Here is a 14301-nt window from a genome sequence, read left to right as displayed (position 1 = left end):
TCGCGCTTGAAGCTGGTCTCAGTAATCAATTCCCGGTCTTTTCACCTTGCTTGTATTGAAGCTGGTATGTGACCGGTTCACCCTGCGCTGCATCCGCGTGCAAGCCGAAATTGCTTTGCGAAAAACCGCGGCCAGAAACAGGAAAAGGTAGAAACTTTTTAACGTCATAATGCGGCCCCCGCCTGATGAATGACTGTGACGTTAGGTCAGTTTCAAATCTCTGTATGTGAAGAAATTCACCAATGAGCAAAAATAATTTCGAATTTGGGAACAATGCGAAGTGACTACGATCAACTCAAAAAGAAAAAGCCCTGCACCACGGGGTACAGGGCCTGAAATATCATAAGCGAAAAGGCTTAGGCCGAGGCTTGTGCCTTGGCGATTTCCTTTTTCACTTTCAGAGCGTTCGCGGACAGCTCATCGTCCTTGGCTTTGGCCAGGAACGCGTCCAGACCACCACGGTGATCAACCGAACGCAACGCAGCTGCCGAGATTCGCAGCTTTACACCGCGGCCCAGAGTCTCGGACTGCAGGGTTACGTCGTTCAGGTTCGGCAGAAAACGACGACGAGTTCTGTTTTTGGCGTGGCTGACATTGTTGCCAGTCATCGGGCCTTTTCCGGTCAGTTCGCAACGGCGCGACATGGTTTCTTCCTTTGTTTCTGGAGGCCGGGCACAAAGCCCTCGGCCAAATCACAAGGGGCACAACCCGAAGTCGCGCCCGAAAACTGGTTGGATGCGTGTAGTGGGAATCACGGGGAGGGTCAAGACGGCCTGCGCGAAATCTTTCATTTTGCGCAGTCGGATGGGCCTCTGCCCCGGCCAACCCCTCACGTCAGTGAGCTGAGCAGTTCTTCGGCTGCGCTGACCGGGTTCAGATGCCCGGCGGAGACTTCGGCGTTCAGGCGCTCCATTTCGGCCTTGGCTTGCGGCGTGTCGAGGCGGGCGAGAAGGGCGTGGCGCACTTCCTGATCGAACCAGTAACGTGCCTGCGCGGCGCGGTTGGCCTCCCAGATACCATTGTCGCGGCGCCATTGGACCAGGGATTGCATCTCATCCCAGGCTTGTTCCAGCCCATGTTCTTCTACCGCTGATACGGTCATCGCCTTGGGGAAGCTGTCGGGGTCCTGAGGGCGTTTGCGCAGCAGTCGCAGCGCACCGGCATAGTCAGCGCAGGTCCGTGTTGCAGTGGCCTTCAGGTCGCCATCCGCCTTGTTGATCAGGATCACATCGGCCATCTCCATGATGCCGCGTTTGACGCCCTGCAATTCATCGCCGCCTGCGGGGGCCAACAGCAGCAGAAACAGGTCCGACAACTCGGACACTACCGTTTCGGACTGCCCTACGCCGACTGTTTCAATCAGCACCACGTCATAGCCCGCAGCCTCGCATAGGGCGATGGCCTCACGGGTACGTCGGGCAACACCGCCAAGGTGGCTCTGGCTGGGGGACGGGCGGATAAAGGCGTTCTTTTCGCGGCTCAGGCGTTCCATCCGGGTTTTGTCTCCCAGAATCGAGCCGCCTGAACGGGCAGAGCTGGGATCGACCGCCAGAACCGCGACGCGCAGCCCCTGCCCCGTCAGCATCATACCAAAGCTTTCGATGAAAGTGGATTTGCCCACCCCAGGCGTGCCCGACAATCCGATCCGCAGCGCCTGACGCCCCGATCCGGCAAGCTGCGCCAACAGCTCGCTGGCCTGTGCGCGATGATCGGCGCGGTTGCTTTCCACCAGAGTAATTGCGCGCGCCAGCGCCCGGCGCTCGCCCTTCAATATCCTGTCGCTGAGGCTGTCTGTCTGCATTCTTGTCCCAATCCTTGAGGCAGGAATAGTTGCCGTGCTCCGGGGGCATTTGTCCAGACCGGAGGCAGCAGGAAATACGATCAATGCCAAAGCTGCGTCATTTCGTGCGGGGCGAGCAACCGACAGCCGCGCGGGAACTGGACGCCACTTGCGCGATGGCGGATAAGGGCCGGATGACGATACGCCTGCCCATCAACGACGCCATTCCGGAACTGCTGAGCACTTTGCGTGCGCACGGTCGCGCAGTACTGCAGGCACCACCCGGGGCGGGCAAGACCACTCGGGTTCCTCTGGCAATGCTTGAGGCGGGCCTGTGCGACGGCAGGATCATAATGCTGGAGCCCCGGCGGCTGGCGGCCCGTGCCGCGGCCGAGCGGATGGCAGAGACATTGGGAGAGCGCGCAGGCCAGACCGTCGGTTACCGCGTGAGGGGTGATGCGAAAGTGTCCAAGCACACCCGGATCGAGGTGGTGACCGAGGGCATCCTGACGCGGATGCTGCAATCTGACCCGGACCTGCCTGGCATCAGCGCGGTGATCTTCGACGAATTCCACGAACGCTCGCTGAATGCCGACCTGGGGCTGGCCTTGTGCCTTGAGGTAACTGGCGCGCTGCGGGACGACTTGATCCTGCTGGCCATGTCCGCCACGCTGGATGCGGACCCCGTTGGGCAGTTGATGGCGGCCCCGCTGGTCACATCAGAGGGACGCAGCTTTCCGGTCGAGACACGCTGGCTGGATCGGCCGTTGGGGCCACAAGCGCGACGACTGGATGCGCTGATCGATCTGGTGACGCAGGCCGAGCGAGAGACCCGCAAGACAGGCGGCGGATTGCTGGTATTCCTGCCCGGGGAGGGTGAGATCCGTCGCGCGGAAGCTGCATTGAACGGACGATTGCCCGACAGTTGCGTGGTGCGCCCGTTATTCGGAGCCATGCCTTTTGCGGCCCAGCGCGCGGCGGTTGCCCCATCGGAGCAAGGCCGCAAAGTGGTGCTGGCGACATCAATTGCCGAAACCTCGCTAACGATCCCAGATATCAAGGTTGTCGTGGACATGGGGCAGGCCCGACGGGCGCGGTTCGATCCGGGATCAGGCATGTCGCGGCTGGTGACCGAACGGGTGACACGGGCCGAAGCCACACAGCGCGCAGGACGTGCAGGACGTGTGGCCGAAGGGGTTTGTTACCGGCTTTGGTCGAAGGGGGAAGAAGGCGCGTTGGCCGCCTACCCGCCCGCCGAGATCGAAGCGGCGGACCTGACCGGGCTGGCGCTGGAGCTGGCCCTGTGGGGTGCTGGCGCCGCCGACCTGGCCTTTTTGACTCCACCTCCCGAGGGAACGATGGCCGAGGCGCGGGCCTTGCTGACAATGCTGGGCGCGCTGGATGCCAATGGGCGGATCACCGATCACGGGCGGGCGCTGGCGGCGCTGCCGTTGCATCCCCGGCTTGGGTATATGCTTGTGTGTGCCGGGTCAAACGCGGCGCCTTTAGCCGCGCTGATGGCAGAGCGTGACCCCCTGCGCGGCGCGCCGGTGGATATCACCTTGCGGCAAGAGGCGCTGCGCGACCCGCGCGCCTTTCAACGAAACCGCGTCTGGCAGGTAAACATGGGGGCCGTGGATCGGATCAATGCCGAGGCCAAACGATTGCGGAAACAGACCAAGGGCGAACCCGGTGACCTCAGCCCTGCCGCCATGGCCGCGCTGGCCTATCCCGACCGCATTGGGCAGCGGCGAAAGGGCGATGCACCGCGTTACGTGCTGTCGGGAGGAAAAGGCGTCGTTCTGGACAGCGGGGATTCACTGGCCAACGCCCCGTTTCTGGTTGTTACCGACACCGATGGTAACCCACGTGAGGCGAAAGTGCGGATGGCAACCCAGATCTCGGAGCGGGACATCCGCGATCTGTTCGCGGACCAGATCGATTGGGTCGAGAGCTGCGCATGGTCAAAACGTGAGCGGCGGGTTGTGTCGCGGCGTCAGGAGCGGTTCGGCGCAATCACGCTGGATGACCGTATCTGGAGGGACGTCCCGGACGACACCGTGGCGCGCGCGATGCTGGATGGGGTGCGCGACCTGGGCGTGCGGCTGAACGGTGCCGCCGCACGGTTGGCGGCCCGGGTCGAGTTGGTGCGTGCAGATGACGTCGAGCTGCCTGATTTCTCGGTCGAGGGCCTGATGGACGCACTGGACGACTGGCTACTGCCCATGTTGTCAGGTGTCAAAAGCGCGGAGGACTGGAAGCGGTTCGATCTGCTGCCTGCCCTGCGCGCGCGGCTGGATTGGGCGCAGACACAAGAATTGGACCGCCGCGCTCCGGGGTCATTTGAAACGCCGCTGGGGCGCAAGGTACCGATAGATTACAGCGCTGCCGTGCCCGAAATATCGGTTCGCTTACAGGAAGTGTTTGGTGTGACCCGGCATCCGGCGATTGGCGGCCAGCCTTTGAAGATCACTCTGCTGTCACCAGCACAGCGCCCGATCCAGATAACACGCGATCTGCCCGGGTTCTGGGCGGGATCTTATGCGGATGTGCGCAAGGACATGCGCGCGCAATACCCCAAACATCCCTGGCCCGAGGACCCGACACAGGCCGATCCAACGCTGAGAGCCAAGCGCAGACGCGAATAGAGCTCTCAGAAAATTCCAAACTTTGGCTAAAAAACCACATATTCAGCAAATAAACCCTCAAATATCGGTCAAATTCGGTAAAAACCGGAAGATTCAATTGAAACTCACCATTTCTATTGTTAAATCGTATCAGCTTTGAAGGCACAGTGTGGATCGACAAAAACTGATGAGTGCATGGCTGCAAAATATCTGGGAAGAGTTTGGACGACCTCTGTTCCTGCGCCCACGACGGGTGCAGTTTGCAGCGTTGTGCACCCGCATTCACGACGGTCAGGACGAAGTTTTGTTGATCACCAGCCGTGACACCGGACGTTGGATCATCCCGAAGGGTTGGCCTATTGATGGCTTGAACGGGGCGGAAACAGCCCTGCAGGAGGCTTGGGAAGAGGCCGGAGTGCGCGCGGATGCGGTTCATAACGATCCCGTCGGCCATTTTACTTACGACAAGATCCTCAAAGACGGATCGGCGCAGCCGGTTTTGACCAGTGTCTACCGGATTTCGGTGCGCGCTCTGGCCGAAGAGTTTCCCGAGGCCGATCAGCGCGAACGCAGTTGGTTTTCGCCAGCTGACGCGGCCACACGGGTACGGGAGCCCGAGTTACAAACCTTGCTGCGCCAAGTTTAACGAGTTCGCAACTATTTGATGACGCCCGGCTTGCTCCTGTAGCGGGAAACCGTTAGCTGCGGGCGATCTTCCAACACCTGACCAAGTTCATGTCTGACACGAATCCAAAACCACGCTGGCAAACGCTGGACAGCGACCTGCACCGGATTTCGCGTGTCGAAACCGCTAATATCCACGTCTCACGCCACTTGCTGGCACCGGGGATCGCGCTGGCTTTCATGGTGCTGGCCGGACTGACCGCGGCAGTTCTGTTTGGCCAGTCGGATGGCAGCTATATCGTCGTCGCGGCGGCTGCGTTCGGGGCCTATATGGCGATCAATATCGGCGCCAATGACGTGGCCAACAATATGGGCCCTGCGGTTGGTGCGAACGCGCTGACCATGGGCGGCGCCATTCTGATTGCCGCCATTGCCGAAAGCGCGGGAGCATTGCTGGCGGGCGGTGATGTGGTCTCGACCATCTCCAAGGGGATTATCGATCCGGCCTCGGTACAGAACAGCGATGTGTTCATCTGGGCCATGATGGCGGCGCTGATATCGTCGGCCATGTGGGTCAATCTGGCGACCTGGGTCGGTGCCCCGGTGTCCACCACGCACTCGGTCGTGGGCGGGGTTATGGGGGCCGGGATTGCAGCAGCGGGTCTGAGCGCGGTGAGCTGGGGCACAATGAGCACGATTGCGGCCAGTTGGGTGATCTCTCCGGTACTGGGAGGAGTGATCGCCGCCGGTTTTCTGGCGCTGATCAAGGCCAAGATCCAGTATCAGGACGACAAGATTGCCGCGGCGCGCAAATGGGTGCCCATCCTTGTGGCGGTGATGGCAGGGGCCTTTGCGACCTATCTGTCAGTCAAGGGCCTGAAACGGATCGTGAAAATCGATCTTGAGCTTGCGCTGCTGATCGGGTTAGGCGCAGGGCTGCTGGCCTGGTCCGTTACTGTCCCCTGGGTCCGGCGCAAATCCGAGGGGCTTGAGAACCGCACACGCTCGCTGAAAACCCTGTTTGGCCTGCCCCTTGTGATCTCGGCCACGTTCCTGAGTTTCGCCCATGGCGCCAATGATGTGGCCAATGCGGTTGGCCCGCTGGCAGCGATTGTTCACGCGGCTGAGTTCGGCGATTTCGCCTCGAAGGTTTCGATTCCTCTGTGGGTGATGATCATTGGCGCGTTCGGGATTTCGTTCGGTCTGTTTCTGTTCGGCCCCAAGCTGATCCGGATGGTAGGCAGCCAGATCACCAAGCTGAACCCGATGCGTGCCTTTTGCGTCGCCCTGTCGGCAGCAATCACGGTGATTGTAGCCAGTTGGCTGGGTCTGCCGGTCAGTTCGACCCATATTGCCGTTGGTGCAGTCTTTGGCGTCGGCTTCTACCGCGAGTGGCATTCTGAGCGTCGGCGCAAGCAGGCAAACCTGCAGCGTACTGCCACCCAACAACTGGCCCCGGAAGAACATCGCCGTCGTAAGCTGGTACGGCGGTCGCATTTCATGACCATCGTGGCAGCATGGGTTGTGACCGTGCCAGCCGCAGCAACCATGTCGGCTGTAATCTACTGGGTGCTGACCGCATTCGTCTGACGGATGCCGTCAGAGCCTGATCTGTTCCGGTGACAAAGGGTGATCGGGTGCATGTTTGATCAGGTCTGACACCTGCGTGCAGATGGGCGTCGGCACTCCGGTTTCGCGGCCCATCCGGATGATATGACCTTGCAGGCTGTCGATTTCCGTTTGGCGCTCGGCCATCAGATCGTAGGCCATGGACGTTCGCGCACTCGGATCGATTGTCAGCATCCGGGCCGCAATCCGTGTAAACAGCGGTGTCGGTAGTCGTAGAATATACGGGGTCATCCAGGCCGGAAGCGGTGTGGTCGAGGCCACCGGGTGCCCCGCCGCTTTGAGTACAGTCAGCGCCTCGGCCATCTGATCCGCCATAAGATTGCGCCAGTCACGGTTCATCAGCTGATCTACAAGTGTCAGACCGGACAAGGCGTTGAGTGCGTTGTTCAGGTTGATCACCAGCTTGCCCCATTGCACGGCCTCGATCTGGTCGCTGGACGTGACGGGAAAGTCCGGGCTGCTGAGCTGCGCGGCCAGATCGCCTGGGCCGCTCTGGATGACGATCTCTCCAGACGTGGCCCGGTGATAGGTGGCAGGAGCAGTTGGCACCACATTGAACGGAACCATTCCGGCACGTACGTCGCGTCCCGGAAGAGCATCGCGCAGTGTTGCAGCGGCCTCAATCCCGTTTTGCCAGGACAGGACGGGCGCGTCCCCAGGTGCAAGGGCACTTATTTGATCGGCCATGTCCGATGTGGCACCTGATTTGACAGTTACAATGACGAGTTCGGCCTGACCCAGACAGCCTGGATCTTCGCTGAGTGTCAAAGACCCGGTCGGGACACTGTAATCAACGCCATCAAAATCCGTGACTGTCAGCCCGTGCTCACGGATCGGGTCCAGCACACGGGCACGGCCCAGCAGGGTCACGGTGTGCCCCGAGCGGACCAGCAAGGCGCCGCAGTAACAGCCAATGCTGCCCGCGCCTGCGAGGACAAGTTTCATGATACCCCCTCCGGTATACCCGGAAAGGATCACCGCAAATGGCCCGTTACACAAGCCCACTTGCCCTTGACGTCGCGCGCTAGCGGGCCAGACGGGGTTTTGTGCGCTCAAGTTCTTTGGAAATAGGGATAAATTCCTGATCGTCACCCGGCGGCAGGCGGAACGCACCATTGGCCCAATCGGCGCTTTTCCACTCACGGGTTGCGGTTTCGATCTTTTCCTTCGAAGACGAAACGAAATTCCACCAGATATAGCGGTCTTCATTCAGGGTCGCTCCGCCCAACAGCATCAACCGCGCACCCAGCGTGCCCGCCTTGACCGACAGCTTGTCGCCGGGGCGGAACACCATCATGCGGCCCTCGTCGAATGTGTCGCCTGCGATCTGGACCGAGCCTTGCGTGACATAGACGCCGCGATCTTCATGATCATCAGGCAACGGGAAGCACGCACCGGGTTCAAGCTGCACGTCCAGATAGAAGGTTTCCGACAGCATGGTGACCGGGCTGGTCTCGCCATAGGCCGAACCCAGAATCAGCTGCGCGCTGACGCCCTTGTCCTGAATCTGCGGCAGCGCGGCCTGTTTATGATGTTCGAAATCGGGGGCCATATCCTCATGCGCTTCTGGTAAAGCGATCCAGGTCTGGATACCAAAGAGGCTGTGTTTCTTGCCTCGCGTTTCCTCACTTGTACGTTCTGAATGGGTCACGCCGCGACCGGCGACCATCCAGTTGACTTCACCGGGATGGATCATCTGATGAGTACCAAGACTATCGCGGTGTTCGAACTCACCCTGATAGAGGTAAGTGACGGTGCCCAGCCCGATATGAGGGTGGGGGCGCACGTCGATGCCGCCTTCGGTGACGAACTCGGCGGGGCCAACCTGATCGAAAAAGATGAACGGCCCCACCAATTGTCGTTTCACCGAGGGCAGCGCACGCCGCACCTCGAACCCGCCCAGGTCACGGGCGCGCGGGATGATCAATGTCTCCAGTGCCGGGTTTTCCGAGACGCAGTCAGGATTGTGGGTCGGATTCCAACTCATTTCAGCGCTCCCTTCATTGCAGATTGCCAAGTTAGCCTTCGTTCGCTCATGCAGGAGATAACCGCAGAAAGCGATTAATAAAGTGCGCAAACGCACAGATTGGTTGCGTTTGCCGGTCCGACTAGTGGGGCCACAGACGAGGGAAAAAGGGTCCGTCAATCCGATCCCCCTCGCCATAACCTGCTGCCTCGAACTGCGCACGCTCTTCTTTGGCCCAGTCGCCGCGGTATCGGATAATACCATCAGGTGCAGTCATGCGAAGAGTAAAGCGGCGAACCGTTTTCGACGGGGTGGTTGATGACAGTCCGCCATGTAGCGTTCGCATGTCGAAGAAAATGCAGTCCCCAAGCTCCAAATCCCATTGCAGCAAATCAAATGCGCCAGGGTCAGCATTGACGTCGGGTGGCGGGTGATAGGTCTGCCCGGCAATTTCGGTGGGCTGATAGCTGGGATGGCCATCGGCAAACCGCACCCGCATGAACAGCTTGTCCCATAGGTGTGAGCCTTTTACGAAAGCGATGCCGTTTTCTTTTGTCACCTGTTCCAGCGGCAACCAAAGAACACACATCGTGCCTTCGAAATCGAAATAAGACAGGTCCTGATGAAAGGGTGGGCGTGAGGTAGAGCCAGCTTCGCGAAGGAACCAGTTGTCCATGACAAGATTGATGGACGGTGCCCCCAGCAACCCGGCGGCAAGCGGTGCGCAGGGCGAGTTGTGAACAAATTCGGTGAATTGGGGGATTTTGTTCCAGGCCCAGTAATCCTCGAAATAGCCGGGGGCGTCCGGATCTTTGGTGTGGCGGGTGAAATTGTCGGTTGGATTGTCAAGATCGGCGTCGATGCCTTCGCGCAGTAATGACATCCAGTCGGACGAGAATTTCGACCGGAGAACAACGGCCCCATCGCGTTGGAACGCAGAAATGTCTTCCTTTGTAACCAGGTCTGCTGTCATCGTGGAATGACCATCTCGATGTGGCTCAGAGGCCCTGAACATCGCACTACAAAGCACGATACGTCAAAGAAATTTGATTGGCCGAACCCTTCCGGGCTCACAGAACCGTGAGAGCGTTTAGTTCAATACGCACGCAGCCTCGGAATTTGACAGAAGCATGCTATGATTCAGATTGAAGCCACAGACTGACCTGAATGGATTGCGTATTGGAGGTTTCTTGATGACTGATGCGTTGCTGTCCCGTCGTTCGCTGATCACCCAAGGTGCTGCCGTTCTGGCAACCGGAGCTTCGGGTCTTTTGGTGCCTGCTCGTGCGAGCGAGCTGGCACCTACCCGATCGATGCGCGGTGGCTCGAACAACTATCGCCCGGGAGCGCCAATTGTCGAGCGGATCGGTGGCGGCGGGTTCTGGATGACCGGCACCGTGCGCCGCGCAGGAGACGGGGCCCCCCTGCCCGGTCAGCGCATCCAGATCTGGGCACATACGACCGAGGGGCATGAACGCGATCAGCGCAGCCATGGGGCAACGTTGACCGATGCCAAGGGGGAGTTCCGCCTTGAGATGCCGCAGATCGTGCCTGCCTTTGGTCAGGCGCATGGGCATCTGGCTTATGACAGCGGAGAGTTCGAGACAGTGTTTCTGCGGCCAGTCATGGCAAGTTCGAAAGACACAACTCTGGCCGCGCATTTCGTGTTGCAGCCTGTCTGAGTCTCGGTGCCGCGCAATGCTGTAATCTGGGGCGCTTTGATCGTCGCCGTCACCGTGCCGTTCGTCGCGGCCGCGTTCAGCCCGCTGTTGGCGTGGCGGCAGCCTGTCTACATCGTTGCTGGATTTGCCGGGATCATCTGTATGTGCCTGCTGCTGATGCAGCCTTTGTTGGCGGGGCGCTGGTTGCCGGGGCTGTCCGCGATGGCCAGCCGCCGCTGGCATCGGGCCTGTGGACTGGCGTTGATCGTGGCGATTGTGATCCATGTGGCCGGGTTGTGGCTGACCAGCCCGCCGGATGTTGTAGATGCGCTGCTGTTCATCTCACCCACATCGTTTTCGGTTTGGGGCGTAACCGCGATGTGGGCGGCGTTTGCGGCGGCTTTGTTAGGGATATGCCGGCAGCGGTTGGGCGTGCGGTTTCGCATCTGGCGGCTGGGCCACACAGGGCTGGCCGTTATCACCATCATCGGCAGCGTTGTGCACGCGCTGCTGATAGAGGGCACTATGGAGGTTGTAACCAAAGTTGCGCTGTGCGTGTTGGTCGTGTCGGCGAGCGCCGGGACGCTCGCCAGAATGCGGGTTTGGCAGATTCGGCGTTAAACGCCGAGGCACCAGCGCATAACCGCCTTTTGAGCATGCAGACGGTTTTCGGCCTCATCGAAAATGACCGAGTTGGGGCCATCCATGACCTCGGATGTCGCCTCTTCTTCGCGGTGAGCGGGCAGGCAATGCATGAACAGCGCATCCGGTTTAGCGTGTGACATGAGTTCAGCGTTGACCTGATAGGGGCGCAACATGTTGTGGCGGCGTTCTTTGGCCGATTGGGAATCGTGCATCGAAACCCACGTGTCGGCGACCACCAGATCGGCGCCCTCGACCGCTTTGTGCGGATCCCGTTCGATCACGATTTTCGAGCCTTTTTGGCGGGCAAGCCCCATGAACTCCTCTTCCGGGTCAAGCTGAGCCGGACCAGTAAAGGTCAGATCGAACCCGAACTGACCGGCGGCGTGCAGGAATGAGGCGCAGACATTGTTGCCGTCACCGGTCCAGACCACCTTTTTGCCTGCGATCGGGCCTCGGTGTTCCTCGAACGTCAGAACATCCGCCATGATCTGGCAGGGATGGGTGCGGTCGGTCAGGCCGTTGATCACGGGCACGTCCGAGTATTCGGCCATCTCGGTCAGGATGGTTTCGTCAAAGGTCCGGATCATGATCATGTCGACATAGCGCGACAGCACGCGGGCGGTGTCGGCGATGGTTTCGCCGTGTCCCAGTTGCATATCCTTGCCGGACAGCACCATGGTCTGTCCGCCCATCTGGCGCACGCCCACGTCAAATGACACACGTGTCCGGGTCGAAGGCTTTTCGAAGATCAGTGCCACCATGCGGTCTTTGAGAGGTTGTTCATCGTCAGGAGCTGCCTTGGGACGGCCCAAGCGCGCCTGTTTCATCACGCCCGCCCGATCGATCATGGCCCGCAGATCGGTAGAATCGGTTTTGTGGATGTCGAGAAAATGGTTCATTTTGCTTCGCTTTTGGCTGATGGCGGGCGGGGTTCCCCCCTTGCGCCCAGAATATTGGGAAAAGATGAAAGCTCAGGCAGTTGCGTGCTGGGTTTCGATCTGTTTGGCGGCTTTGTCGAGACGGATCATGGCCTGAGCGATATCGTCTTCGGTCAGGGTCAGCGGTGGCAGCAGACGGATCACGTTGTCGGCGGCGGGGACGGTGATGACCTCGTTGTCATAACCCGCGTTGACCACGTCACTATTGGTCGGCTTGCATTTGAGGCCAAGCATCAGACCAGAGCCGCGGACCTCTTCGAATACCTCGGGGTGGTCGGCGATCAGGCCCTCGAGCTTTTGGCGCAGAAGCCCGGCCTTGCGGTTGACACCTTCGAGGAAAGCAGGTGTTGCGACCTGATCCAATACAGCGCAACCAACAGCACAGCCCAGCGGGTTGCCGCCATAGGTCGAGCCATGGGTGCCCGCAGTCATGCCGCTGGCCGCGTCTTCGGTGGCCAGAACCGCGCCCAGAGGGAAGCCGCCGCCGATGCCTTTGGCGATCATCATGATGTCCGGGGTGATCCCTGCCCATTCATGGGCGAAGAGCTTGCCGGTCCGGCCAACGCCACATTGAACCTCGTCAAGGATCAGCAGCAGCCCGTTGTCATCGCAAATCTGGCGCAGCGCTTTGAGTTCGGCATCGGGCACGGGGCGGATACCGCCTTCGCCCTGAACAGGTTCGATGAGGATGGCGGCGGTCTTCTCGGAGATCGCGTTGGTGACACCGTCGAGATCGCCGAAGGTCAAATGCACAAACCCGGGCAGCAGTGGGCCAAAGCCCTTGGTCATTTTCTCGGATCCGGCGGCGGCGATACCAGCGGACGACCGACCATGGAACGATCCGTCAAATGTGATAATTTCAACCCGCTCGGGCTGGTCTTTGTCATAGAAATACTTGCGGGCCATTTTTACGGCCAGTTCGCAGGACTCCGTACCGGAATTCGTGAAGAACACCGTATCGGCAAAAGTATGTTCCACCAGCTTGTCGGCCAGAGCCTGCTGCTGCGGAATGTTGTACAGGTTCGAGACATGCCACAACGCATGGGCCTGTTCGGTCAGCGCAGCCACCAACGCCGGATGCGCATGGCCCAGCGCGTTCACAGCGATCCCGGCACCAAGATCCAGAAAACGTCGGCCATCCGCCTCGGTCAGCCAGGCGCCTTCGCCCTTCACGAATGTCAGGGGCGCACGGTTATAGGTCGGCAGAACGGACGGGATCATGGGATCATCCTTTTCAGGTAGTATGAGCCTCGTGAGTGATACACGAAGGCCCGGTTCGTCAACAGATTTGGTGAGGTTTGTGCCGAATTGGAGGGCACACAAGATCAAACAGGCCGGTTACGCAAGGATGCGTCGGCGTCGGAGCAACTGGATATGCACGAGTTTGATCATGGCGCCCGTATAGCGATGCTCGCGCGGGTTGGGAAGCCGGTAATTTGCACCGGTCATATTTTGGGCTTGCCAAAGCCTGTGCAACCGCGCACCGCTTGGCCATGTTTGAACCCAAAGGCCATAATCCACCGCTTGCCGCTGCGCTTATCTTTGTCGCTACCGCCTTTATCGCGGCGACAACGCTTTTGGCCAAGGCGCTGGGGACGGATGCCTTGGGGCCGCCCATGCATGCGATGCAGATCAGTCACGGGCGGTTTCTGTTTGCCCTGCTCGCCATCCTGTCAGTGGTTGCAATCCTGCGGCCCCGTCTGGTGCGGCCTCATTGGGGGCTTCATGTCGGGCGAACAAGTTTTGGTTGGGCCGGGGTGACATTGATGTTCGCCTCGGTCGCCTTCATTCCGATGGCGGACGCGACGGCGATATCTTTTCTGAACCCCGTCTTTGGCATGGTTCTGGCTATTCCGCTGCTTGGGGAACGGGTCGGCCCGTGGCGTTGGCTGGCAGCGGCCGTTGCCCTGACGGGCGCGCTGATTCTGCTGCGCCCGACACCCGCCAGCTTTCAGCCCGCCGCCCTTTTGGCGCTGGCGGCAGCTGCGCTGATCGGGATGGAACTCATCTTTATCAAGAAGCTGTCCGGGCGCGAGCCACCAATCCAGATCCTGCTGATCAACAACTCGATGGGGCTGGTGATCGCCACGACCGCAGTCAGCTTCGTCTTTCAGATGCCAACCCCGCAACAATGGGGTGCATTGGTGGGAATCGGCGTGCTGATGGCCTGTGCGCAGGCGTGTTTTGTCAACGGCATGGCGCGGGCGGACGCGTCCTTTGTGGCCCCGATCAGCTATGCCACGCTGATCTTTGCCGCCCTCTATGACTTGGCGGTCTTCGATGTTATCCCCGACTGGATCAGCCTGATCGGGTCTGCGACCATCTTGGCCGGCGGATTGATTCTGGTCTGGCGTGAAGCGGTGCAGCGCCGGACCTGAGAAAAAACCTGGCAGGTCGGCTCAGGGGCGACCTGTATGTCGCAAACTTTCAT

At 60.0% G+C, this 14301-nt stretch carries 13 protein-coding genes; 6 read left to right on the top strand and 7 right to left on the bottom strand.

Translation table 11 applies throughout. The annotated features are described in order from the left end of the window. Positions 1 to 356: 356 nt before the first annotated feature. A complete protein-coding gene (rpmB, locus tag ACR0K5_RS20190; RefSeq protein ID WP_008756960.1) occupies positions 357 to 644 on the bottom strand; it encodes a 50S ribosomal protein L28 in 288 nt (95 codons plus the stop codon). Positions 645 to 829: 185 nt separating this feature from the next. Next, on the bottom strand, positions 830 to 1801 hold the full coding sequence (gene meaB / locus ACR0K5_RS20185) for a methylmalonyl Co-A mutase-associated GTPase MeaB (RefSeq protein ID WP_480631337.1): 972 nt from the start codon (positions 1799 to 1801) through the stop codon (positions 830 to 832). 173 nt (positions 1802 to 1974) lie between these two features. Between meaB and hrpB the strand changes: the two genes are divergently transcribed. The 3 genes from hrpB to ACR0K5_RS20170 all read left to right on the top strand — a co-directional run bounded on the left by hrpB (position 1975) and on the right by ACR0K5_RS20170 (position 6621). Continuing rightward, positions 1975 to 4428, top strand: coding sequence for an ATP-dependent helicase HrpB (hrpB, locus tag ACR0K5_RS20180; RefSeq protein WP_480631375.1), 2454 nt, complete (start codon positions 1975 to 1977; stop codon positions 4426 to 4428). A gap of 166 nt (positions 4429 to 4594) precedes the next feature. Then, positions 4595 to 5053, top strand: a complete 459-nt coding sequence (locus tag ACR0K5_RS20175) for an NUDIX hydrolase (RefSeq protein WP_480631336.1) — start codon at positions 4595 to 4597, stop codon at positions 5051 to 5053. A gap of 89 nt (positions 5054 to 5142) precedes the next feature. Further along, entirely contained in the window at positions 5143 to 6621 is a 1479-nt protein-coding gene (locus ACR0K5_RS20170; protein WP_480631335.1) for an inorganic phosphate transporter, read from the top strand. 9 nt (positions 6622 to 6630) lie between these two features. Here the strand turns inward: ACR0K5_RS20170 and ACR0K5_RS20165 are convergent, their stop codons facing one another. From ACR0K5_RS20165 to ACR0K5_RS20155, 3 genes are all read right to left on the bottom strand, one after another. Next, positions 6631 to 7605 (bottom strand): 2-dehydropantoate 2-reductase, encoded by a 975-nt coding sequence (locus tag ACR0K5_RS20165; protein WP_480631334.1) that lies wholly within the window; start codon positions 7603 to 7605, stop codon positions 6631 to 6633. 79 nt (positions 7606 to 7684) lie between these two features. Beyond that, complete coding sequence (locus ACR0K5_RS20160; RefSeq protein ID WP_480631333.1) at positions 7685 to 8647, bottom strand: pirin family protein; 963 nt, start codon at positions 8645 to 8647, stop codon at positions 7685 to 7687. Positions 8648 to 8768: 121 nt separating this feature from the next. Then, positions 8769 to 9599, bottom strand: coding sequence for a phytanoyl-CoA dioxygenase family protein (locus tag ACR0K5_RS20155; protein WP_480631332.1), 831 nt, complete (start codon positions 9597 to 9599; stop codon positions 8769 to 8771). 220 nt (positions 9600 to 9819) lie between these two features. Between ACR0K5_RS20155 and ACR0K5_RS20150 the strand changes: the two genes are divergently transcribed. Both ACR0K5_RS20150 and ACR0K5_RS20145 read left to right on the top strand, forming a co-directional pair. Then, positions 9820 to 10308: a twin-arginine translocation pathway signal gene (locus ACR0K5_RS20150; protein WP_480631331.1), complete on the top strand. Its 489-nt coding sequence runs from the start codon at positions 9820 to 9822 to the stop codon at positions 10306 to 10308. A gap of 6 nt (positions 10309 to 10314) precedes the next feature. Further along, positions 10315 to 10908, top strand: coding sequence for a ferric reductase-like transmembrane domain-containing protein (locus tag ACR0K5_RS20145; protein WP_480631330.1), 594 nt, complete (start codon positions 10315 to 10317; stop codon positions 10906 to 10908). On the opposite strand, the gene argF is transcribed toward ACR0K5_RS20145, so the two are convergent. Continuing rightward, on the bottom strand, positions 10905 to 11831 hold the full coding sequence (gene argF / locus ACR0K5_RS20140; protein ID WP_480631329.1) for an ornithine carbamoyltransferase: 927 nt from the start codon (positions 11829 to 11831) through the stop codon (positions 10905 to 10907). The two genes, ACR0K5_RS20145 and argF, sit on opposite strands and share 4 nt — an antisense overlap. 72 nt (positions 11832 to 11903) lie before the next feature. Then, positions 11904 to 13091, bottom strand: coding sequence for an acetylornithine transaminase (locus ACR0K5_RS20135; RefSeq protein WP_480631328.1), 1188 nt, complete (start codon positions 13089 to 13091; stop codon positions 11904 to 11906). Between the two features lie 272 nt (positions 13092 to 13363). Between ACR0K5_RS20135 and ACR0K5_RS20130 the strand changes: the two genes are divergently transcribed. Continuing rightward, on the top strand, positions 13364 to 14248 hold the full coding sequence (locus ACR0K5_RS20130) for a DMT family transporter (protein ID WP_480631327.1): 885 nt from the start codon (positions 13364 to 13366) through the stop codon (positions 14246 to 14248). The last annotated feature ends 53 nt before the right edge of the window (positions 14249 to 14301 follow it).

The sequence above is a fragment of the Ruegeria sp. AB9 genome (assembly GCF_056542585.1).
The sequence above is the reverse complement of the archived record's forward strand: the minus strand, read 5'-3'. Positions and strand labels throughout refer to the sequence as shown.

What these genes read in the sequence shown, in the direction of transcription:
- ACR0K5_RS20135 (WP_480631328.1), bottom strand. Translation starts at nt 13,091, where the DNA reads ATGATCCCGTCCGTTCTGCCGACCTATAACCGTGCGCCCCTGACATTC.
- argF (WP_480631329.1), bottom strand. Translation starts at nt 11,831, where the DNA reads ATGAACCATTTTCTCGACATCCACAAAACCGATTCTACCGATCTGCGG.
- meaB (WP_480631337.1), bottom strand. Translation starts at nt 1,801, where the DNA reads ATGCAGACAGACAGCCTCAGCGACAGGATATTGAAGGGCGAGCGCCGG.
- ACR0K5_RS20175 (WP_480631336.1), top strand. Translation starts at nt 4,595, where the DNA reads ATGAGTGCATGGCTGCAAAATATCTGGGAAGAGTTTGGACGACCTCTG.
- ACR0K5_RS20165 (WP_480631334.1), bottom strand. Translation starts at nt 7,605, where the DNA reads ATGAAACTTGTCCTCGCAGGCGCGGGCAGCATTGGCTGTTACTGCGGC.
- rpmB (WP_008756960.1), bottom strand. Translation starts at nt 644, where the DNA reads ATGTCGCGCCGTTGCGAACTGACCGGAAAAGGCCCGATGACTGGCAAC.
- ACR0K5_RS20150 (WP_480631331.1), top strand. Translation starts at nt 9,820, where the DNA reads ATGACTGATGCGTTGCTGTCCCGTCGTTCGCTGATCACCCAAGGTGCT.
- ACR0K5_RS20130 (WP_480631327.1), top strand. Translation starts at nt 13,364, where the DNA reads ATGTTTGAACCCAAAGGCCATAATCCACCGCTTGCCGCTGCGCTTATC.
- ACR0K5_RS20155 (WP_480631332.1), bottom strand. Translation starts at nt 9,599, where the DNA reads ATGACAGCAGACCTGGTTACAAAGGAAGACATTTCTGCGTTCCAACGC.
- ACR0K5_RS20170 (WP_480631335.1), top strand. Translation starts at nt 5,143, where the DNA reads ATGTCTGACACGAATCCAAAACCACGCTGGCAAACGCTGGACAGCGAC.
- hrpB (WP_480631375.1), top strand. Translation starts at nt 1,975, where the DNA reads ATGACGATACGCCTGCCCATCAACGACGCCATTCCGGAACTGCTGAGC.
- ACR0K5_RS20160 (WP_480631333.1), bottom strand. Translation starts at nt 8,647, where the DNA reads ATGAGTTGGAATCCGACCCACAATCCTGACTGCGTCTCGGAAAACCCG.